We start from the raw sequence: 21,705 nt of genomic DNA, 5'->3' as shown, positions 1-21,705 counted from the left end.
GACATTATCTCCGGCGCGGCTTCTTTTTTCCACGCAAGTGTTTACTCTTCGAATTGAAATCGAAATTATTCTTCTTGGCCCGCCTTTTCTTTTCATGAAAAGCCCCCTTGTAATCGGGGTCATTAACCCGCTTCACCCGGTCAATTTCGCGTGCCTGTTCCTGCAACTCCCGCCGGGTCGATTCCACCAACTCCACATCTTCCGGAACACTTTTTTCCGGAATCTCCATCCGGATAAGTTTTTCAATGCGTTCCAAATGATAAATCTCGGCCGGATTCACCAACGAAATGGCCTCACCTTCGTAACTGGCACGGGCTGTTCGTCCAATCCGGTGGACGTAATCTTCATCGTTGGGCGGCAAATCAAAGTTAATCACGTGGCTGATGCGTGACACGTCAATTCCCCGCGCCGAAACATCCGTCGAAATCAGCACCCTGACTTCACCTTTCTTAAACGCGTTAATCGCATTGATGCGCGTAACCTGTCCTTTGTTCGAATGCAAAATGCGCACTTCGCCTTCCGTCTTCCGCTTGATGACTTTGTAAACTCCTTCGGCATTCTCTTTTGTACGGCAGAAAATAAGCACGCGGTTGAATTTCTCTTCATCCCGCAACAGGTAATGAATCAGGTTAAGTTTACTGCGGTAGTTGGGAACATTGTAAAAATACTGCTCCACCTTTTCGGCCGGTGTCGCCGATGGCGCTACTTCCACACGCACCGGGAAATCGAGGAATTCATCACTCATTTTCTCCACCTTTCCGGAAAAAGTAGCCGAAAAAAGCAGGTTTTGCCGCTTGGGCGGAATTACCTCAAACAATTGATGCAACTGATGAATAAAGCCCATATCCAGCATTCGGTCAGCCTCATCAATCACCAGTGTTTTCACTTTCTTAAATGAAACCACACCGGCTTTGTACAAATCCCACAACCGCCCGGGTGTCGCTACCAGAATATCGATTCCCGGTTCCACCAAAGCAGCATGTTTCGTCCAGCCCACGCCTCCGTAAACAGCAGCATACCGGATATTGGAATAACTCGTCAGTTCCTCGATATCTTCGCCAACCTGCAGCGACAGCTCCCGCGTTGGAACCAAAACGATAGCGCGCGGATCGTTTCCTTCCGCCTTCACCAGCTTCATGAACAATGGAATCAGGTAAGCCGCCGTCTTTCCGGTTCCGGTTTGGGCAATCCCCAACACGTCCTGTCCCGATTTGATGGCAGGAATAGCTTTCTCCTGAATCGGAGTCGGCTCCTCGAAGCCAATCTCATCCAACGCCTTCAAAATCGATTTTCCTACACCTAATTCCTGAAAAGTCTTCATTATACTGGTATTCGTTTGCCTGCAAAAATACACTTTCCCAACGAATTGCTTCAACACATTGTTCCTCCTTTAACAAGAAGAACTGATTTGATGATATTGCCAGCGGAAAAAGGGCAATCGCCATATGTAACGACGTTTTTTTTCTTACAGGAAACTTCTGCAAACGGCAGATGGCTCTTGTCCGGACACGGGAGCAAACTACATTTTGTAGTTCGTTGCCGAAGCGATGCGGGGGGAAACTACAATTTGTAGTTACTGCCCGAGACAACGCAGGAAACAATTACAGTTTGTAGTTGGCTGTCGACAGTTCGCCGGGAGTAGCTACATTTTGTAGTCCTACCGGAAAACCAAGTGCAACCGTAATCAACATCCAACTTACAACAGCTTAAATACCTTACCGGGAAGTCCTTTCACCAGGCCGGCGAATTCCAGATTGAGTAATAAGGGAGATACTTTGTTCATCGGCATACCACTTTTGATACAGAGGATATCGATGGCCAGCGGCCCCTCTTCCTCCAGAATGGTAATCACCACTTTTTCATCTTCCGATAAATCGGAAAACAGGCGCGGCTGAACGGCATCGGGTCTGCCCTTTGCGGGCTCCCAGTTCATGATGTATTCCAAATCAGCTACCGATTCGATAAGCGCGGCCCGGTTCGATTTGATGAGAAAGTTACACCCTTCGGAAAACGCGTCACCTTTCCTGCCGGGAAAAGCAAACACATCACGGTTATAGGAATTGGCTATTTCGGCCGTCACCAAAGCACCCCCCTTGTGCGCCGACTCTACTACCAGCGTGGCGTCGGCCAGTCCGGCAATAATCCGGTTACGACGAATAAAATGCTTCCGGTCGATGGACGAACCACTCACAAAATCGGTCACCAATCCTCCCTGGTGGTTCACCATTTCGCGCGCTGTTCCGGCATGCAGCTGAGGATACAACTTGTCGAGACCATGGGCCAGTACACCAACAGTAGGCAACCCATTTTTCAATGCTCCCCGGTGCGCCCGGATATCGATGCCATACGCCAGACCACTTACGACCATCACCTGGTAATTGCGGTTACCCAAATCGCCCAGCAACTCATCCACCATCTGGTAGCCGTAATCCGTGGCACTGCGCGTTCCCACAACACTAATGATTTTCGTTGCATTCAAATCAGGTTCACCTTTCACATACAACATCACCGGTGCATCGCTGCAGGCTTTTAACCGTTCGGGATATTCCTTATCGAGATAAAAGAGCGGCCGGATTTGATTCTTCTCGATGAATTTCAACTCCTTTTCGGCCCGCTTCAACACATCGCTTTTGGCAATATTGCGGGCCAACACTGTACCGATTCCCGGAATTTCACGCAGCTCCTTCTCGGAAGTATGAAATACTTCCCCGATACCTCCGGCGTAAGCCACCAGATTTCGAGCCGTGATACATCCCACGAGAGGAATTAAAGAGATGCCAATTTGATATAGCCGGTCGTCAGTCATGGTTCGGAAAAAATGATACCATAAGTTACTAAAATCGCCCGTAATTCAGATCTCTCAGCTCATAAACAATCAAAAGCGGAGAAAGCCCATTCGTGCAGTAACAGGCAGTCATTTCGACGCTAACTGGTTAAACATAACATGATTAAAATCAATATAAATTAACAAAATCAAGCTCTTTAATGGCGAAAATACCGTCAATCTACCACAAATTCCTTTAACTTTTCGCGCTGAATTAAGCTGTCTTAACTACTGACAGAATACAACGTGTTAATTCGGCTTACTTCCGAAACCAAAAAAATCAAAAGCATATGACCAAAGGAAAAAGTGTCGGAGAACGCATCAGTAATATCCGACAGTTGAAAGACATTTCGAGGGAAGAGCTGGCCGACCGGTGCCAGTTTACACTCGAAGTTTTGACAAAAATTGAAGAGGATGCGGTCATTCCTTCCCTGGGACATCTCATTAAAATTTCCAGGGTACTGGGAGTTCGTTTGGGTACTTTCCTTGACGATGCAGATCAACTTGGACCGGTTATTTCCCGCAAGGGTGTTAATAAACCGAGTGCCAGTTTCTCGAATAAAAACAGCGAAGCACGGGTCAATCTTGATTTTCATGCACTGGCCAGTGACAAATCGGGCCGGCACATGGAGCCGCTTATTGTGCAGATTAAACCATCGGAGCGGAAGGATTATTTGCTATCGTCGCACGAGGGCGAGGAATTCATTTACGTTTTGGAAGGTGAGATTGAAGTGACCTACGGAAAAGAAAACCACAAGCTGGCAGTTGGCGACAGCATTTATTACGATTCGGTTGTGGAGCATCACATCCACACCCACGCCGATAAGCCCGCCACCATTCTTGCCGTTGTTTATGCACCTTACTAAAAACGGCTTCTTATGGAATTACTTGATATTACATTAGGCGAGCAGCTTGAATATTGGGCGAAAAAAACGCCTGACCAGGAATTCATGGTTTATCCCGATCGTAACCTGCGCTTCACCTACCGGGAATTCGACGAGCGGGTCAATAACCTGGCAAAGGGCCTCCAGTATATTGGAATGGGTCCCGGAGATAAGCTGGGAATCTGGGCCAATAACGTTCCCGATTGGATGACCTTCATGTTCGCGACCGCTAAAATTGGTGTTGTGCTGGTTACTATCAACACCAACTACAAATTGCACGAACTGGAGTACCTCATCAAAAACTCCGACCTGCAAACACTCTGCATTATCAACGGTTTCCGCGACAGCGACTACGTGAAAATGGTATATGAACTGGTACCGGAACTAAAGGAGAGTCAACGTGGCTACCTGGAAAGCGAGAAATTCCCCTTTTTGAAGAATATTGTTTTCATCGGCCCGGAAAAACACCGCGGGATGTACAATACCGCCGAACTGATTTTGCTCGGTAGCCAACTGGATGATGACCTGCTGAATTCGACAAAGAAAATGGTGTCGCCGCACGATGTGGTGAACATGCAATACACATCAGGAACCACAGGCTTCCCAAAGGGAGTCATGCTATCGCACCATAACATTTTGAACAATGGCTACAGCACCGGCGAATGCATGAATTACACACAAAACGATCGGTTATGCGTGTGTGTACCATTATTTCATTGCTTTGGCTGTGTATTGGCCGTGTGTGCCATTATTTCGCATGGAGCTACGATGGTGATGGTCGAGAATTTCGATCCATTGATGGTTTTGGCGTCGGTGCATAAAGAACGTTGTACGGCGCTTTACGGCGTACCGACCATGTTCATTGCCGAACTCAATCATCCCATGTTCGACATGTTCGATCTTTCCTCGTTACGTACCGGAATCATGGCGGGAGCACCTTGTCCCATCGACACGATGAACCAGGTGATGGAGAAGATGTACATGAAAGAAATCATCATTGTGTACGGACTGACTGAATCGTCGCCGGGAATGACTGCCACACGGACCACCGATCCGCCGGAAATCCGCTCGACAACCGTTGGTAAAGAGTTTCCTTTTGTCGATGTAAAAGTTGTAGATCCCGAAACCGGTGAAGAGCTGAAACCGGGAGAGCAGGGAGAACTTTGCTGCAAGGGATACAACGTAATGAAAGGTTACTACAAAAATCCGGAAGCCACTGCCAAAGCGATCGACAAGGACGGTTGGTTGCATTCGGGCGATTTGGGCGTGAAGGATGAAGAAGGCTATTTCAGGGTAACCGGAAGAATAAAGGATATGATTATTCGTGGTGGCGAAAATATCTATCCGCGCGAAATCGAAAACTTTCTATACGAGATGCCGGGAATTCAATCGGTTGAAATCGCCGGCGTTCCCAGTCCCAAATACGGCGAACAAATCGGAGCCTTTATCAAACTGAAAGAAAGCGCAACGTTAACCGCGGAAGATGTGCAAGATTATTGCCGTGGACAGATTGCCCGGTACAAAATACCGAAGTACATCTTTTTTGTGGATGAATATCCGATGACGGCCAGCGGAAAAATACAGAAATACAAACTCAGCGAACTCAGTATCGAACTGCTGAAAGAGCAAGGCATTGAGCCCGTATAAGAATACTCAGAAAAAAAGGCCTCCCGAATTCGGGAGGCCTTTTCATTTATTATAGCATAGCTTTTAAATCCATTTCAGGTAACGGAAATCCTGGCGGTGCGGAAGGTTCTCATTCTTCGGATAGACCCGTAAACCGTAATTAAAGGTTCCCGACTGCTTCAGATTGAGATCCAACTGGTAATGTGTCATTCCGTTTTCCGTTTTCACGGGAGTAAACTCCTGTTTCTGTATCAACTCAACAGGTTCATCCGACGTAACCACAATCATTTCCACGCCAACTTCCTCAGGCGTCAATTCTTTCAAATCGAGCACCACTTTCGACGGATAGTCCTGCCCCATTTTATAGGAATTTGTAATGCCGTCGGCCAACTGCACACTCACCAGCTCGATATCATTCCAAACATTGGAAATTTTCGATTTCCACTCCGCCATCTCGCGGGCATGCTTGTAATCTTCCGCAATGATATCCTTTGATCGGTCGGCTTGCTTGATATAGAAACGGTCGAAATAGTCGCGCATCATCCGGCGTGTGGTAAAGTAAGGCGCCACTTCAGCAAATGTATTTTTGATGAAGTCGACCCAAAGAACCGGTACGCCTTTTTCGTTACGGTAGTAATAAGCCGGAATAATCTCGTTTTCCAGGGTACTGTAAATGCTTTCCGCATCCAGTTCATCCTGCAAATCCTGAATATCGAACGAGCGTTCTTCCGGAAGGGCCCATCCGGCGTCCTTCTTGTAACCTTCGACCCACCAGCCGTCAAGAACCGAGAAGTGCAACGTTCCATTCATCACACCTTTTTCGCCTGAGGTACCGGAAGCTTCCAGCGGGCGCGTCGGGGTGTTCATCCACACATCGCAACCCTGCACCATAATTTTGGCGAGGTTCATGTCATAATTCTGGATGAACAAAATCTTCCCAATAAATTCCGGCCGCTTGGAGATCTCCATGATGTACCTGATCAAATCCTGTCCTTCTTTGTCGGCAGGGTGTGCTTTACCAGCGAAAATAAACTGCACCGGGCGTTCCGGGTTGTTCACAATCTTATTCAGCCGGTCGAGATTCCGGAAAATAAGGTGCGCTCGCTTATAGGTGGCAAAACGCCGGGCAAAACCGATTGTCAGCGCATTGGGATTCAGCTTCGACAATGCCTCGGCAATGAATTTCGGATTTTCGTTTCGCTGAATATGAATATCGGTAAAACGCTCTTTGATGTATTCAATCAACCGGGCGCGCAGTTTCGATTTAGTATTCCAAATAACACCATCTTCCACCTTGTAAATATTCTTCCAAGCACGGGCTTCCGAATCTTCATCATAATCGTGAATATCTTCCGGCAGCTCTTCCTTCAGAAATTTATCGTGGATCTTTCTCCATTCCGGCGCCACCCATGTCGGATAGTGCACTCCGTTGGTTACATATCCAACATTTTCCAACTCTTCCGGAAGGAAACCTTTATAAAGCTCGACCAACAGCTCCTGGCTAACCCGCCCGTGCAAACGACTTACACCGTTGATGCGTTCGGACATATTAGCCGCCAGAAAGCTCATGTTGAAATGGTCTTCGTGCATGTGCGATTTTCCCAACATCTGGAATTCTTCCCACGAAATTCCCAACCGATCGGTAAATTTCTCCATGTAGGCACGGAACAAATCGTCGTGGAAGGCGTCGTGTCCGGCCGGAACCGGTGTATGAGTCGTGAAGAGGTTCGACGCCCGAACAGCTTCTTTGGCTTCAGCAAAAGTAAGATTGGTTTTCTGCTGCAGATTGCACATTCGCTCCAAACCGATGAAGGCGGCATGACCTTCATTGATGTGATAAATCTCAGCTGAAATACCCATCTTTTCCAGTGCCCTGATTCCACCCAAACCGAGTACCATTTCCTGTTTCAACCGATTCTCATTATCGCCGCCATACAAATGGTGAGTAATGAACCGATCCTGCTCCTGGTTCGCTTCCATGTCGGTATCGAGCAGATATAACTTCACGGCTCCTACATGTACGACCCAAACCTGAGCCAATACGGTCCGTCCGGGCATCTCGATCGTAATGGTCACCCAGTTGCCGTTGTCGTCCATTACCGGCTGCACCGGAATATGGGTAAAATGCTCGGCATCGTAATGCGCCACCTGCTCACCGTTTCCCGAAATCGTTTGCTTGAAATAACCGAAACGGTACAATAAACCAACGGCTACCATATCGACTTTTGAGTCACTGGCTTCTTTCAGGTAATCGCCGGCCAGAATTCCCAATCCACCGGAATAAATCTTCAGGCTCGAATGCAAGCCATACTCCATACTGAAATATGCCACCTTCGGCCCTAATAACTCATTACGCTCCTCAAGATATTGGTGTAAACGGGCTTCTACTTCGCGCATGCGCAAAATAAAAGCTTCATCTGCTTCCAGTTCATCGTAGCGTTCAAAGCTTGTTTCTTCCAGAAGCAATATCGGGTTGTGTGCTGTTTGTTCCCAAATTTCAGGATCGATCTCCTCAAAAAGCTTCCTCGCATCGTCATTCCAGCTCCACCACAAATTCTTTGCGATTTCGCGAAGAGGTTTCAGACGCTCAGGAACATTTGACTCGACTATTATTTTTTTCCAGGTTGGTTCAGGGTTCTCGGGTAGTTTAACAAATCTCACTCCTTGTCTTTCCATGATTCGTATGCATTTAACTCTCCTTCTGCAAGAGTTCGGTTAATAATGGGTCAACTACTTTCACACGGCAATTTGCATGCAATTTAGCCAATACAAATTACCTGTACGTTAAATTACTAGAACATAGGTTTGAATAGTGAGTCTGGTCAAAAAGCAGGTCGAACTATTTGTCAATTACTCTTACTTTTCGTTTTACTCTTTGCTGTTGTCTTTTTTGTCGTTTTCTTCTTTTCCACCTTAGGTAAGGTAGCACCTTTAGCTTCTTTCAATTTCTTTTTCAGATTTCTCAATTCTTCTTCGGCTTTTGTCAGCCGGTCTTCCTTTTCGTCAATGACTTCTTTCAAAGCCGCAATTTCACGGTCGGTTTCCGATTCAGGAACCAATGCGTTCAGTCGAATCCTGAAGTCGCTCAGCACATTCATGTAGTTAATGAACGCTTCGTACGGACTGCTGTAGGGATTGAAGTACATATGCACCTCGCCATCGGAAAAGAACTTGGTACACATGTAGTACATATGGTCGCTAATTTGCAGGTAGTTCCAGTCTTTAATCATAACCGGATCGGTACACCGCAACATCCGGTCCTTCAAATCATATAATTTACCAAAAGCTTCTTCCTGCAACTCATTTCCAAGCCAGGCAGAAAGATCTCTCTCTTCGTCCGCCCAGGAAATCGGGTGCGGAACATGCACTGCCGAAATGGGCTGGTACTTATCAACTATTTCTGAAGGAGTATCAAAAGTAAATTCTCCACTATTTAATGCAACCTCCGGGAAATTCTTCAGGAAATCGAATATGCCTGAGTCTTTCGTCTGATGTTCGCCAAATGTTTCGTAATCCATGAACAGGTTGATCATCTCTTCATTCTTATCGAGCGCATTCATCCAGTTCACGAATTTCTCAGCGGTCAGTGGGTATTCATTCCAGCCTTTGTTCGAAAAGCGGAAAGAGATATCGTCACTGAGTTTGTAGTTCCGCATCAGCACCTTCAGCCGCGGATTAACAGCATTACAATAGAGGAAATTAGGACTTTTCCAGCCCAAAACGTGTTTTGCTCCTTCGGTGAGCATGGCTTTGAACCCCATTTTATACACCTTATCCCCGATATCATCGGAATAGATCATTTCGGTATTCCGGAAAACGGTTGGACGCTGACCGAAATAAGTTTCGATTTTATCATCGTGATCCTTCACCTGTCTCTCGAAAGACTCACCATCGAATAATGAAACAAGCGAGTGAGAGTAGGTTTCGGACAGAAATTCCACATAACCGGTATCAGCCAGCTCCTGAAACGAGTGCAAAACTTCGGGCGCATACAGTTCAAATTGCTCCAGCGCAATACCCGAAATTGAGAGGGCTATCTTAAATCTTCCTTTGTGCTTCTTCAGTTGCTCCAGCAACACTTTGTTAGCCGGCAAATAACAATTGTTTGCCACCTTTCTCAGAATGGTTTCATTGGCATAATCATCATAATAGTAATGGTCGTTACCAATATCAAAGAAGCGGTATTTCCGGTAACGAAATGGCTGATGAATCTGAAAATACAAACAAACGGATTTCATATGGCTAACTTTTTACGCGTTACTGTTACTGATTGGCTGTCCTAAAGCAGATAAATACACCTGGCGCACATGTGCTGCAGAGTGGCGCCACTGCAGGTGGTCTACTTCAATCCGGCCATGTTTCTTAAACATCTTAGGTAAAGCAGGATACTTCAATATCGAATAGATGGCATCGGCCATGGCATTGATATCCCAAAAATCGACTTTGATGGCGTGTGTCAGAATTTCGGCCACACCCGACTGCTTGGAAATGATCACCGGAACATCCGACATCATTGCTTCTAGTGGCGAAATTCCAAATGGTTCAGACACCGAAGGCATCACATACACATCGCTGAGGCGGAACATATCAAACACGTCATCTCCTTTTAAAAAGCCTGTAAAATGGAAGCGGTCGGTTATTCCCAACTGGGCCGAACGTTTTATCATCTTGTTCATCATATCGCCGCTGCCCGCCATCACAAAACGGACATTGTCCATCCGCCGCAAAACCTGGTGAGCTGCTTCGATAAAATACTCCGGTCCTTTCTGCATGGTAATTCGCCCTAGAAACGTCACGATCTTCTCATCCACCCCTTTGGTAATACCCAGTCTCGGTTTGCGTTCAACTGGTTCAACTGCGTTATAAACCGTCACAACTTTGGCCGGATCGATACCATACTTATCGATAACAATATTCCGGGTCAGATTACTCACGGTAATCACCTTATCGGCAGCCTCCATACCTTCGCGTTCGATGGCATAAACACTCGGATTAACACTTCCCCCCGAACGGTCGAAATCGGTAGCGTGCACATGCACGACCAACGGTTTTCCACTGGCTTTTTTGGCAGCTATTCCGGCAGGATAAGCCAACCAATCGTGTGCGTGAATCAGGTCGAATTCATTCTCCTGAGCAATCACTTCTGCCACGAGTGCATAACGGGCTATCTCCTGCAATAAATCGGCACCATACTTTCCTGTAAAAGGTAATCGTCCTTCCGAGTCGGTCTGAATGAAACGCGATCGTGAACTAACTTTTTGCTGTGTGAGCTTATAAAATTCTTCCGGCCCGACATAGGGAATCAGGGATGAATCCACTTCAAAATAATCGACCTTTTTCTGCAGATCCTCAAACTTCACCTGCTTTCGTGTAATCGGCACGTCACTGGCACCAATGATATTATCCACAGCCGATCGATCTTCGTCACCGTAAGCTTTGGGAACAACAAAGAGAACATTCACATCATCATAATGGGCCAATCCCCTGGTGAGTCCGTAACTGGCAGTTCCGAGGCCGCCACTGATATGGGGAGGGAATTCCCATCCAAACATTAATACTTTCATTCAGCTCTTCGATTTAAGGGGTTTTCTAACTGACATTACTCTTCATAGTTATCAAGAAACGAAATGGCCGATAATATGGAGCCCACATTCCATGCCTGGGAAACGGCGCCACGGGCCTCGTGGGGCGGATTTCCGTCATACATTTCGGAAAGTGTGCCAATACAGTGTTCTGTCATTTCTTCTTCAAAGGACTCCATAATGTTTTTCACAAACGACATCCCCCCCATCTTATGAATTCCTATATACGCCTTAACAAAAGGCCCGATAAAAAACGGATAAACAGTTCCCTGGTGCATCGCCAGTGACCGGGCACTCAAATCTCCGTCACATATTCCCAAATATTCCTGATTTTTCGGCGACAACGAGCGCAACCCACTGGTGGTAAGCAACTCATTCTTCACCCGGCTGATAACGGCTTTTTTCTGCTCCCGCGATAATGGAGAATATGAAAGCCAGGCAGCAAAAAGCATGTTGGGACGCACTGACCAATCTTTGTAATCGCCATCGACATAATCGGCCAGGTATTCTTCGTCATCGCACCAGAATGTTTCCTGAAACGAGGCGGCGATTTTTTCCGGTATATCTTTCCACTCCTCAACAAAAGCATGATCTCCGGCAATTTCAGCCAACTCCAGAGCATAAGAAACCGCGTTGTACCAAAGCGCATTGATCTCAACGGCCAAACCACCTCTCGGTGTAACCGGTTTTCCTTCCACGTAAGCATCCATCCAAGTCAGCGCTACATTCTCTGCTTTCGCATGAATCAAGCCGTTATCCTGCATATGGATATTGAATCGTGTGCCTTTCCGGTAGTTGGCCAGTATCTTCTTCATGGTCGGACCATACTTCTCCCAGAGCTCTTTCTTCTCCACGTAATCATTCAACTCCTGCACACTGGCGAAGAACAGCAACGGTGCATCGGCTGCATCGTAATCACTTTCGCCGGCACCAACATATTTTGGGAAAAGGCCGTCCTTTAAACGCTTGGTATGCGTTTTCAGAATCGACTCATACGTTTTCATGTTTCCCTGGCGCAACAGAATTCCGTTAATCGCCAGAAAAGTTTGCCTCGGAATTGACTCATACCAGGGATAACCGGCAATAATATCATCACCGTCGTCCCGCATGCAAAGAAACTGCTGGGCAGAATTGAGCAACGAGTTGGAAAACGAATCACGAGGCGTTCTCTTCTTTGTTTCGTTGGTAAACCGGCGTTTAAATCCGCTCGGCTTCTCTTCGGCTGTCGATGCCGAGAAAACAATGGATTCTCCCTTCTTAATCGGAAGTTCAAAATATCCCGGCACAAAGAGGTCTTCCTGAAACTCGTAACCTCTTTTTTGCTCCTTCATGTATTCGATATTGAAATACCAATCCGGGACAGGAACAAAATCGACTTCTTTCGAAAACTGCATGTGCAGGAAGGGATACCCCTCGTATAAGCGCATTTTAATTCCATTCTCAACCGGAACAAAACGCGTATTCGCAAACATGTTGGCTTTACTCAGTGTGTGAACATTTCGAAAAGCCAGAAATGGTTTGAACCGAAGCGTTGTCGGACTATGAGCATCTTCCAGCGTGTATCGGATCAGAAGCTGTTCTTCCTTTTCTACCAAAATCCTCTCACGCGAAAGAATGACACCACCAACGCGGTAAGTGAGCTTTGAAATTTTATTGAATTCAATATCACGAAGATATTTATGTCCGCGGGGCTCGTAATGGTCGCCCGGGAACTTGTGTATTCCCAGGTTAAATTCTGCGTCATGCTGAATCACTGTTTCATCCAACGACGAAAGCAGTACATGTCTCCCTCCGTCCAGCTCATTCAACTGAGTAACGAGCAAACCGTGATACTTACGGGTATTACATCCCGCAAGGGTAGAAGATGAATAACTTCCCGCACGGTTGGTGCGAAGAAATTCACGCTGCAGTGAATATTCCAGATTGACTAACTGCTGTTTATCAAATTTCAGATAGCTCATAGGTGCAGAATTAATTTTAATGCGCTTCAACGATTAATTTCCAAAAAATCGCAATAGGAATGAATTTAAAATACAGAAAAATTTAGGCAATTGGCACCTCTGTAAAAATTTATTCCTTCAGTTTTCGAAGAAAATACTCCAAAATATCTTGAATGTTAAGGAACGGGTATTGTTTCATCAATTTATCAGCCTGTGTTAACTGATTGTCAAGGAATAAGCGGTAGTCTCTCCCATGTTCATCGAAGGGCCGGTGTTCGGTCGCTCGTCGCAGTTTTTCTACTCTGTTCATGATGCTCAAACTATCTTTTGTTATTAGAACATCCGAAAAGCGCTCCCAGATATAATCGACAGCGGTATCGCCCAGGTGAACCATGTCAGGGGCGTAAAACCGGTAGTCCCGCAATTCATCCATCACAATTTCATACGATGGGAAATAAGCTATTCGCCCCTTTTCAAACCGATTCAACAAGGTCTCGATTATTAGAAACAACACCGATTTACTGATTTGGTTTTCGTGAGCCCCATCTTTCCAGTGACGTATCGGACTCACGGTAAAAATAACCTGCAAACCGGGATTCATCTCCCACAACCGGGTTAGCAAAGTCTCCCAGCGGGCAACCGTTTCATCAACATTTAAGCGGTATCTGAGAAATTGCTTTACCGGCTGCTTGTGACAATTGGACACTACTTTTTCATCGTCGCGGTTTTCATACACCCAGGCTGTACCGAAAGTAATGAAAAGAAAACCAGCCTGGCGAAGTTGCTCTGCCCCAAATGTTACGCGTTTGTTAATTTCCTCAAGGCAGATTTTTTTATCCTGATGAGAAAAACGACTATGGTGGTGATAGCTGTTCCATCGTCCGTTAGCAAAAAAGATATCTTTATCCTTAAATTTCTTTTCTTCCATCAGAAGCTCCAGGCTATTCCCCACCGAAACCGGATTGTATAAAATTCCGAATGGATTCACATCGACCGGGAAACAGCGGCTCGTGAGCTTTTCCCCAATGCTTTCGGCAAAGCATGATCCCATCAGCACGATTTTATCACGGTAGTCGAGTTTCTTCTCGTAATCCGGCAATTCTATTTTCGTTCTGAATCGGCTCATATATTCTGTTCTATCCAGTGAAAAATAAACTCCAACACCTCGTCCTGATTCTCGTAATCGTGCAATTGATGACGAGCGCCGTGCCATCCACGGTAGGTAATCCGGTCGGCCGCATTATCGAATAGCTTCAGACCGGCATTGCTATCCATAATGGGATCATCCAGACCTTGCATCAACAAGACCGGAATATTCAACCGATAGGCATTTTCCAGTAACCATTCGCCTTCGCGCTTCACTTCGCAAAACAGCCGGACAGAGATTCGGTTGTGCAACAGCTCATCTTTGCTTCGCGACTCCGCCGATTCATTATCTTCCGAGAAATCGCGTGAACGGAGTCCGGTTTTGAACGTGAGACGGGGCGTCAACCTATTGGCCAAACAAGCTGCTGCAGTCATTACAGCACCGGGCCTTTTTCGCAACGTTATCCATGGCGAAGTGATGATAGCCAGCTGTGGAATGGCAGCTCTGCGCAAACAGTAACTCAACGCCATGTTTCCGCCCATGCTGTGTCCGAAAAGGATAACCGGAATGCCGGGGAACAATTCGCGTGTCTTTCGCACCAATAGCTCCACGTCCTGCAAAAAATCGGTGTAATGGCGAAGAACGCCCTTTTTTCCACCCGATCGTCCGTGTCCCCGGTAATCGAATGCCACAGCAGCCAGATTCTGCTCCGGAAAACGACTCAGCCAATGGTCATACCTGCGGCAATGATCGCCATGACCGTGGACCAGTGCCAAAACTGCCTTCGGATAAACATCCGGCGCCCAACTGACCGCATAGTAGTCCAGTCCGTCGAACGATTCCCATTTGTATTCCGAAAACTTCATTGGCACAAGGGTTCATCTTTGATTAACTAAATGTGCAAAAAAGTTCGCAGGAGTAAAACTTAATTAATCTAAAAAATCGATGTTGCGGCGAAGGCCTTTAAAACCGGCTCGTTTTACCGCCGATTTTCGGAAGAGTTGATTGAAGTGTTCCCGGTCCAGCTCTTTCCACTCAGCACGTGACATTTCAAGCAGCTCAGGCTTAGGCTGGAATGCTTCGACATTATGAGGAGCAGGAGTCCGGTTCCACGGGCAAACATCCTGGCAGATGTCACAGCCATACATGCGGTCCTGCAGCTGACCTTTAAAAGCTTCGGGAATTTCTTCGCGGTTTTCAATAGTCAGGTAAGAAATACATTTCCGGGCATCGATGGTGTGAGGCGCCACTATGGCTTTGGTTGGACACGAGTCGATACAGCGGGTGCAAGAGCCGCAGAAATCAGTGTCAGCGGGCTTATCATATGCCAGTTCCAAATCGATGATCAGTTCACCGATGAAAAAGAAGGAGCCATGCTTAGGCGAAATAAGGTGGGAGTTCTTACCAATCCAGCCGAGTCCAGCCCGACGTGCCCATGCCCGGTCGAGAACCGGCGCCGAGTCGACAAACGGTCGTCCGGAACAAGGAGCAATCTCTTCCTGAATAAACCGCATCAGGCTTTTCAGCTTGTCCTTGATGACAAAGTGATAGTCCGTTCCGTAAGCATATTTCGAAATCACCGGCGCATCTTCGGCCTTTTGCGTTTCGCCCGGATAGTAATTAAGAATAACCGAAACCACCGAACGGGCACCTTCCACCAATTTTCCCGAGTCGAGACGTTTCTCTACATTTCGCTCCATGTAGCCCATCTGCCCGTTCATGCCTTTTTCAAGCCATTGCAACAAGCGAGGCTCCTCTTCATCGAGGTGCTCGACGGCCGCTATGCCGCAATCGGTAAAACCGAGCCGTTTCGCCTCTTCCTTGATGCGCTCGCTGTATGTGGCTTTTTCGGTATCCATTCGTTTCCGGGTACGATATTTTCTGACAAAAAAACCACCACAATATGTGATGGTTAAATATTTTACATGAAGCCGAGTTCGAGTCGCGCCTCTTCGGACATCATCGATTTATCCCACGGCGGATCAAAAGTAATCTCCACCTTGCAGTCTTCAACGCCGTCCACCTTTTTCGTCATGTACTCCACATCCGAAACAATCATGTCGGCGGCGGGACAGTTCGGAGCCGTTAATGTCATTAGTACGTTGGCCGTGTTGTGTTCATCCACATCAACACTGTAAACCATGCCCAAATCGTATACATTGACCGGAATTTCCGGGTCGTAAACCTCTTTCAGGCTGGCAATTATTTTGTCAATTCTTTCATCCATTTCTTAACCCTCCTGTTGTGAAAGTTTTTCGTAGGCCAGAGCATAAAGTTTCATCTGTTTCACCATGGCCAGTAATCCATTTGAACGTGTAGGAGACAAATGTTGTTTCAATCCGATGTCATCGATAAAATGTAAATCGGCATCGATTATCTCCCTCGGTGAACGATTGGAAAGTACACGCAGCAACAAAGCCACCAGGCCTTTCACAATAATCGCGTCACTTTCTGCTTCAAACAGAATTTTATCACCGTCCTTTTCAGGATGAAGCCACACCCGTGACTGGCATCCCCGAATCAGGTTGTCATCAATCTTATATTTCGCATCAATGGGTTCCAGTTCATTCCCGAGTTCAATTAGGTATGCGTACTTGTCCATCCAATCTTCGAACACCGAAAACTCTTCAATGATTTCCTGTTGTATATCTTCAATAGTCATAACGAAAAACTGCTTTGAATCAAAATCAAGGGAACAAACTTACGATAAAATTCAAAACATTCCCTTGATACGAATCAGGGCCTTGTACAACGCCTCAACCTCTTCTTCCGTATTATAAAATGCAAACGAAGCCCTCGTCATTCCGGGTACGTCAAAATGATCCATGATCGGATCGGTGCACATGCGCCCGGTACGGACCGCTATGCCCAGTTGATCAAGAAGCGTACCTAAATCGAATGAGTGAATCCCTTCAATCTCGAAAGAGATTACACCTACCTTATTTTCAGCTTCTCCGAAGAACCGGATACCTTCGATTGACTTCAGTTTCTCTGTTGCCAGTTTCAATATTTCTTGTTCACGAACTGCCAGATTGTCAACTCCGAGCGACTGAACATACTCTATAGCCGTTCCCAACGCAATAGCTCCTATGTAATTGGGCGTCCCGGGCTCAAATTTATAGGGCAGTTCATTAAAGGTCGTTCCGGAAAACTTCACCTCCGAAATCATCTCCCCACCGCCCATGAAAGGTGGCATTTGCTCCAGCCATTTCCGCTTTCCGTACAAAACGCCAATCCCGGTAGGGCCGTAAATCTTGTGACCGGAGAAAACATAGAAATCGCAATCGAGCGTTTGTACATCCGGCGGATAATGGGCAATTCCCTGCGCCCCGTCGAGCAACACCGGGATATTTCGCTTATGTGAAATCTCGACAATCTTCTCAACCGGATTGATCGTCCCCAGTGTATTTGACACATGGTTCATCGCTACCAACTTGGTGCGCTCAGTTAGCAAACCATCCAGCTCTTCAATTTTCAGAACGCCTTTTTCGTCGAACGGTAATACTTTCAGTGTTGCTTTCTTCCGCTCGCAAAGCAATTGCCAGGGAACAATGTTCGCATGATGTTCCAGCTCAGAAACTACAATCTCGTCACCTTCCGAAACGAACGCTTCACCAAAAGAATAAGCAACGAGGTTAACCGATTCCGTAGTTCCATGCGTGAAAATAATCTCGCCCCGATCGCCTGCTTTGATATACTGCCGCACTGTTTCGCGCGCGCCTTCGAAAGCCTCGGTTGTTTCGTTGGCCATAAAATGAGCCCCGCGATGAATATTGGCATTGGTCTTCAGGTAATATTCTTCCACCTTATCGAGAACCACCCGGGGTTTCTGCGTAGTAGCAGCGTTATCGAGATAGGCCAGTGGCTTTCCGTGAACCTGCTGGTCAAGGATGGGAAAATCCTTTCTAATTTTCCGGAAATCGAGACTCATAATATGAATAAAATTATTGAACCGGAAGCTAAGTTTAAAACGCTAACTCCCGGCTTATGCTTTGTGCCTTCCGCGTAAGCGAAAAAGCGATGTTCTTCTCCCTAAAACGAAACGAATCAGCTTTCACAATCCATCACGCAGGAGTGACATTTAGACACTTCTCCGCGCAGGCGCTTGTTCACCAGCTCGTCAATTCGTTCTCCCAGTTTTTCAACGCGAACTTCCTGCAGCACCTCGTGCGCGAAAGCATACATCAACATCAGGCGGGCTTCCCGTTCAGCAATACCACGTGATTTCAGGTAAAACAAAGCCTCTTCGTCAATCCGTCCAACCGTAGCTCCGTGCGAACATTTCACATCGTCGTTATCAATCACCAACTGCGGCTTCGTATTCATTTTCGCAGTGCCTGTCAATAACACGTTGTTATTTCGCTGGTAAGCCAACGTTCCGTGTGCTCCACGTCCCACATGAATCCGGCCCGTAAATCCACCGGTGGACTGATCATCCAAAACATTCTTGAAAAGCTGGTTGCTCTGACAATCGGGATGCGCATGTTCAACGAAAGTGAAATTATCGACATGTTGACTTTTGTCTGTCAGTGCCAGCCCATACAAATTAGCTTCAGCATGCTCGCCATCGATGAGAACGTTCAGGTTGTTGCGAACAATTCCGCCATGCAGTGACAAGGTATTTGTCAACACATTAGAATTTCGCTCCTGACGGATATACAAACCGGTCAAGTTTACAGCCTTATTATGCTGGTTTTGCAGATTGTAAAAATCGACAACCGCATTTTCACCAACGTGAGCTTCCGTCAGGTTATTTACCATGTAGTCCTGCGGGTCAAGCGTATGATCGCAGAAAATCACTTTCACCTGACTGTTCTCTTCGGCAATTACCAGATTACGTTGTGTCGCATAAGTATTTTCGCCCCCTCTCATCAGGTCGATGATTTGAATGGGCTTCTCTACCACAACACTTCGCGGTACATAAATAAAGACACCATCCTGGGCAAAAGCCGTATTCAATGCGGTCAACGGATCTTTTTCCGGATCCGCCATCTTGCCATAGTATTTTTCAACCAACTCGGGATATTCAACCGCAGCTTTGCGAAGACTGGTCACCACAACTCCTTCCGGGAGTTCTGTCAGCTGTTCGTTACCGGAATAATACCAGCCGTTGGTAAGCATCACCAGGTTAGTGTCCAGTTCCGGAACATCGCACTGGAAAAGCTCGTGCAGATTGACGTTACTTTCCTCGTAAGCAAACACCCGGCGGTGATTCTCGTTAGCAAAAATCTTCGCGAGGTTGGTATACTTATAGTTTTCCGTTTTAAAATCGGGAATTCCCTGTTTCCGGAATGCCTCGATTGCCGGCTTGCGTGCATCATTAAGAACACCGCCCGCACCATCTTCCAGAAGGTGAACATTCGATTCAAAAAGGTTGGCGAGCCGCTGATTGATTTCTTGATTTCTTTTCGCCTCAGTCATATTTACGCTCCCACCTCTTTTTTGATCCAGTCGTAACCTTTCTCTTCCAGTTCCAGTGCCAGCTCTTTTCCGGCGGACTTCACAATACGACCGTTATACAAAACATGAACAAAATCGGGGACAATATAATCGAGCAGACGCTGATAGTGCGTTACCACGATGGTGGCATTATCAGGGCGCTTCAGGGCATTCACACCGTGAGCCACAATACGAAGCGCATCGATATCCAGTCCTGAGTCCGTTTCATCAAGGATTGCCAGTTTCGGTTCGAGCATAGCCATCTGGAAGATTTCATTCTTCTTTTTCTCTCCACCTGAAAAACCTTCGTTGACAGAACGGTTGGTCAGATGAGAATCGATTTCGACCAGCGCTTTCTTTTCCTTCATCAGTTTCAGAAAATCGCCGGCTTTCAGCTCATCTTTTCCCTGATATTTACGATGTTCATTCAACGCGGTCTTCAGGAAATTGACCATGCTGACACCCGGAATTTCTACCGGATACTGGAAACTGAGGAACAAACCTTCTTTGGAACGAACATCTGCATCCATATCGAGCAAATCCTTTCCGAAGAATGTAACCTCTCCACCAGTCACCTCATAATTCTCATGACCGGCTAATACATTAGCCAATGTACTTTTTCCTGAACCGTTGGGTCCCATAATGGCATGAACCTCTCCGGGATTTACCTCGAGGTTAATGCCCTTCAATATTTCTTTTCCTTCGACTTTAGCGTGTAAGTCTTTTACAATTAACATATTTTCTGAACTTATCTTACGTATATATCCGATTAACCCACACTGCCTTCAAGGCTGATTTGCAACAGTTTTTGTGCTTCTACTGCAAATTCCATGGGCAATTTATTGATTACTTCACGTGCATAACCATTCACAATCATTCCAACTGCATCCTGTGTTGAAATTCCGCGTTGGTTACAATAGAAAATCTGGTCTTCACCAATTTTCGATGTGGTTGCCTCATGTTCCACCACCGATGAATTATTGGAAACTTCGATGTACGGGAAGGTATGAGCTCCACAGGTATCGCCGAGCAACAACGAATCACACTGCGAGAAGTTCCGGGCATTTTCCGCTTTGGGAGCAACCCTTACCAAACCACGATAGGAGTTGTCACTCTTTCCGGCCGAAATACCTTTCGATACAATGGTACTCTTGGTGTTTTTACCGATGTGCACCATCTTGGTTCCGGTATCGGCCTGCTGGTAGTTATTGGTAACAGCTACTGAGTTAAACTCCGCTACCGAATTATCGCCTAACAAAATGCAACTCGGGTATTTCCAGGTAATGGCGGAACCGGTTTCCACCTGGTTCCAGAAAATCTTGGATGATTCTCCTTTACACAATCCGCGTTTTGTCACGAAGTTGTAGATACCGCCTTTTCCGTTCTCATCACCGGGATACCAGTTCTGTACAGTCGAGTATTTTACTTCTGCACGATCGAGCGCAATGATTTCCACAACGGCCGCGTGCAACTGATTCTCGTCACGCATCGGAGCGGTACAACCTTCAAGATACGAAACGTAGCTATCGTCGTCGGCTACAATCAGCGTACGCTCGAACTGACCTGTATTTGCGGCATTGATTCGGAAATAAGTTGAAAGCTCCATCGGGCAACGAACACCTTTCGGAATGTAAACAAACGAACCGTCGGAGAAAACGGCTGCATTCAGCGCAGCAAAGTAGTTGTCAGTCGACGGAACCGACATTCCCAAATATTTCTGAACCAAATCGGGATGCTCCTGAACAGCTTCACTGAACGAACTGAAGATGATCCCTTTTTCGGCAAGTGTTTCTTTAAAAGTGGTTTTCACCGACACGCTGTCCATCACCGCGTCCACTGCCACGCCGGCGAGCAATTTCTGCTCTTCCAGCGGAATACCCAGTTTTTCGAAAGTACTCAGCAATTCAGGGTCCACTTCGTCAAGACTCTGCAATTCCTTTTTCTTTTTCGGCGCCGAATAATAGATGATGTCCTGGTAATCGATTTCCGGGATTTTCAGGTAAGCCCAGTCCGGCATTTCCATCTCCAGCCATTTGCGATAAGCTTTCAAACGGAAATCAAGCATAAACTGAGGCTCTTTCTTCTTGGCCGAGATCCAACGAATCACATCTTCATTCAACCCTTTTCCCAGCGTATCGGAATCAATATTGGTCACAAAACCATACTGATATTCACTCTTTGTTACTTTATCAAGTAGTTTATTTTGGTCTTCCATAACTGCGAATATTTAATTAAAGCCGGCCCACCTCTTCACTATGCGCGTCTCACACCGTTAACACATTTAAATAGACCGCTTTTAAATTGTTGCAAAGATATAAAATGT

The 21,705-nt window shown here is 46.4% G+C and carries 17 protein-coding genes; 2 read left to right on the top strand and 15 right to left on the bottom strand.

Annotated elements, in window-relative coordinates; translation table 11 throughout:
- Window positions 1–4: 4 nt before the first annotated feature.
- Window positions 5–1,321, bottom strand: coding sequence for a DEAD/DEAH box helicase (locus tag CLV93_RS06110; protein ID WP_106541278.1), 1,317 nt, complete (start codon window positions 1,319–1,321; stop codon window positions 5–7).
- Between the two features lie 375 nt (window positions 1,322–1,696).
- Window positions 1,697–2,806: a DNA-processing protein DprA gene (gene dprA / locus CLV93_RS06105; RefSeq protein WP_106541277.1), complete on the bottom strand. Its 1,110-nt coding sequence runs from the start codon at window positions 2,804–2,806 to the stop codon at window positions 1,697–1,699.
- 308 nt (window positions 2,807–3,114) lie between these two features.
- Between dprA and CLV93_RS06100 the strand changes: the two genes are divergently transcribed.
- Both CLV93_RS06100 and CLV93_RS06095 read left to right on the top strand, forming a co-directional pair.
- Window positions 3,115–3,690, top strand: coding sequence for a helix-turn-helix domain-containing protein (locus CLV93_RS06100; RefSeq protein ID WP_106541276.1), 576 nt, complete (start codon window positions 3,115–3,117; stop codon window positions 3,688–3,690).
- Window positions 3,691–3,702: 12 nt separating this feature from the next.
- Window positions 3,703–5,355 (top strand): AMP-binding protein, encoded by a 1,653-nt coding sequence (locus CLV93_RS06095; RefSeq protein WP_106541275.1) that lies wholly within the window; start codon window positions 3,703–3,705, stop codon window positions 5,353–5,355.
- A 63-nt stretch (window positions 5,356–5,418) separates the two neighbouring features.
- Here the strand turns inward: CLV93_RS06095 and glgP are convergent, their stop codons facing one another.
- The 13 genes from glgP to sufB form a co-directional block, all read right to left on the bottom strand.
- Window positions 5,419–8,010 (bottom strand): alpha-glucan family phosphorylase, encoded by a 2,592-nt coding sequence (gene glgP, locus CLV93_RS06090; RefSeq protein WP_106541274.1) that lies wholly within the window; start codon window positions 8,008–8,010, stop codon window positions 5,419–5,421.
- Window positions 8,011–8,180: 170 nt separating this feature from the next.
- A complete protein-coding gene (locus CLV93_RS06085; RefSeq protein ID WP_106541273.1) occupies window positions 8,181–9,572 on the bottom strand; it encodes a polysaccharide deacetylase family protein in 1,392 nt (463 codons plus the stop codon).
- Between the two features lie 12 nt (window positions 9,573–9,584).
- Window positions 9,585–10,898: a glycosyltransferase gene (locus CLV93_RS06080; RefSeq protein WP_106541272.1), complete on the bottom strand. Its 1,314-nt coding sequence runs from the start codon at window positions 10,896–10,898 to the stop codon at window positions 9,585–9,587.
- Window positions 10,899–10,933: 35 nt separating this feature from the next.
- Window positions 10,934–12,877 carry an amylo-alpha-1,6-glucosidase gene (locus tag CLV93_RS06075; protein ID WP_106541271.1) on the bottom strand — a complete coding sequence of 648 codons (1,944 nt, stop codon included), beginning with the start codon at window positions 12,875–12,877 and terminating at the stop codon, window positions 10,934–10,936.
- Between the two features lie 109 nt (window positions 12,878–12,986).
- On the bottom strand, window positions 12,987–13,982 hold the full coding sequence (locus CLV93_RS06070) for a GSCFA domain-containing protein (RefSeq protein WP_170108875.1): 996 nt from the start codon (window positions 13,980–13,982) through the stop codon (window positions 12,987–12,989).
- Window positions 13,979–14,809 (bottom strand): alpha/beta hydrolase, encoded by an 831-nt coding sequence (locus tag CLV93_RS06065; RefSeq protein ID WP_106541270.1) that lies wholly within the window; start codon window positions 14,807–14,809, stop codon window positions 13,979–13,981. The genes CLV93_RS06070 and CLV93_RS06065 overlap by 4 nt, the downstream gene beginning before the upstream one ends.
- A 63-nt stretch (window positions 14,810–14,872) precedes the next feature.
- Window positions 14,873–15,802 carry a tRNA epoxyqueuosine(34) reductase QueG gene (queG, locus tag CLV93_RS06060; RefSeq protein ID WP_106541269.1) on the bottom strand — a complete coding sequence of 310 codons (930 nt, stop codon included), beginning with the start codon at window positions 15,800–15,802 and terminating at the stop codon, window positions 14,873–14,875.
- A 62-nt stretch (window positions 15,803–15,864) separates the two neighbouring features.
- Window positions 15,865–16,170, bottom strand: a complete 306-nt coding sequence (locus tag CLV93_RS06055) for an iron-sulfur cluster assembly protein (protein ID WP_106541268.1) — start codon at window positions 16,168–16,170, stop codon at window positions 15,865–15,867.
- Window positions 16,171–16,173: 3 nt separating this feature from the next.
- Window positions 16,174–16,605 carry a SufE family protein gene (locus CLV93_RS06050; RefSeq protein ID WP_106541267.1) on the bottom strand — a complete coding sequence of 144 codons (432 nt, stop codon included), beginning with the start codon at window positions 16,603–16,605 and terminating at the stop codon, window positions 16,174–16,176.
- Window positions 16,606–16,656: 51 nt separating this feature from the next.
- Complete coding sequence (locus tag CLV93_RS06045; protein ID WP_106541266.1) at window positions 16,657–17,874, bottom strand: cysteine desulfurase; 1,218 nt, start codon at window positions 17,872–17,874, stop codon at window positions 16,657–16,659.
- 116 nt (window positions 17,875–17,990) lie between these two features.
- Entirely contained in the window at window positions 17,991–19,364 is a 1,374-nt protein-coding gene (sufD, locus tag CLV93_RS06040; protein WP_106541265.1) for a Fe-S cluster assembly protein SufD, read from the bottom strand.
- 2 nt (window positions 19,365–19,366) lie between these two features.
- Window positions 19,367–20,119: a Fe-S cluster assembly ATPase SufC gene (sufC, locus tag CLV93_RS06035; RefSeq protein ID WP_106541264.1), complete on the bottom strand. Its 753-nt coding sequence runs from the start codon at window positions 20,117–20,119 to the stop codon at window positions 19,367–19,369.
- 32 nt (window positions 20,120–20,151) lie between these two features.
- Complete coding sequence (gene sufB / locus CLV93_RS06030) at window positions 20,152–21,597, bottom strand: Fe-S cluster assembly protein SufB (protein WP_106541263.1); 1,446 nt, start codon at window positions 21,595–21,597, stop codon at window positions 20,152–20,154.
- Window positions 21,598–21,705: the final 108 nt, after the last annotated feature.

This window comes from Prolixibacter denitrificans (assembly GCF_003014495.1).
Classification (GTDB): domain Bacteria; phylum Bacteroidota; class Bacteroidia; order Bacteroidales; family Prolixibacteraceae; genus Prolixibacter; species Prolixibacter denitrificans.
The sequence above is the reverse complement of the archived record's forward strand: the minus strand, read 5'-3'. Positions and strand labels throughout refer to the sequence as shown.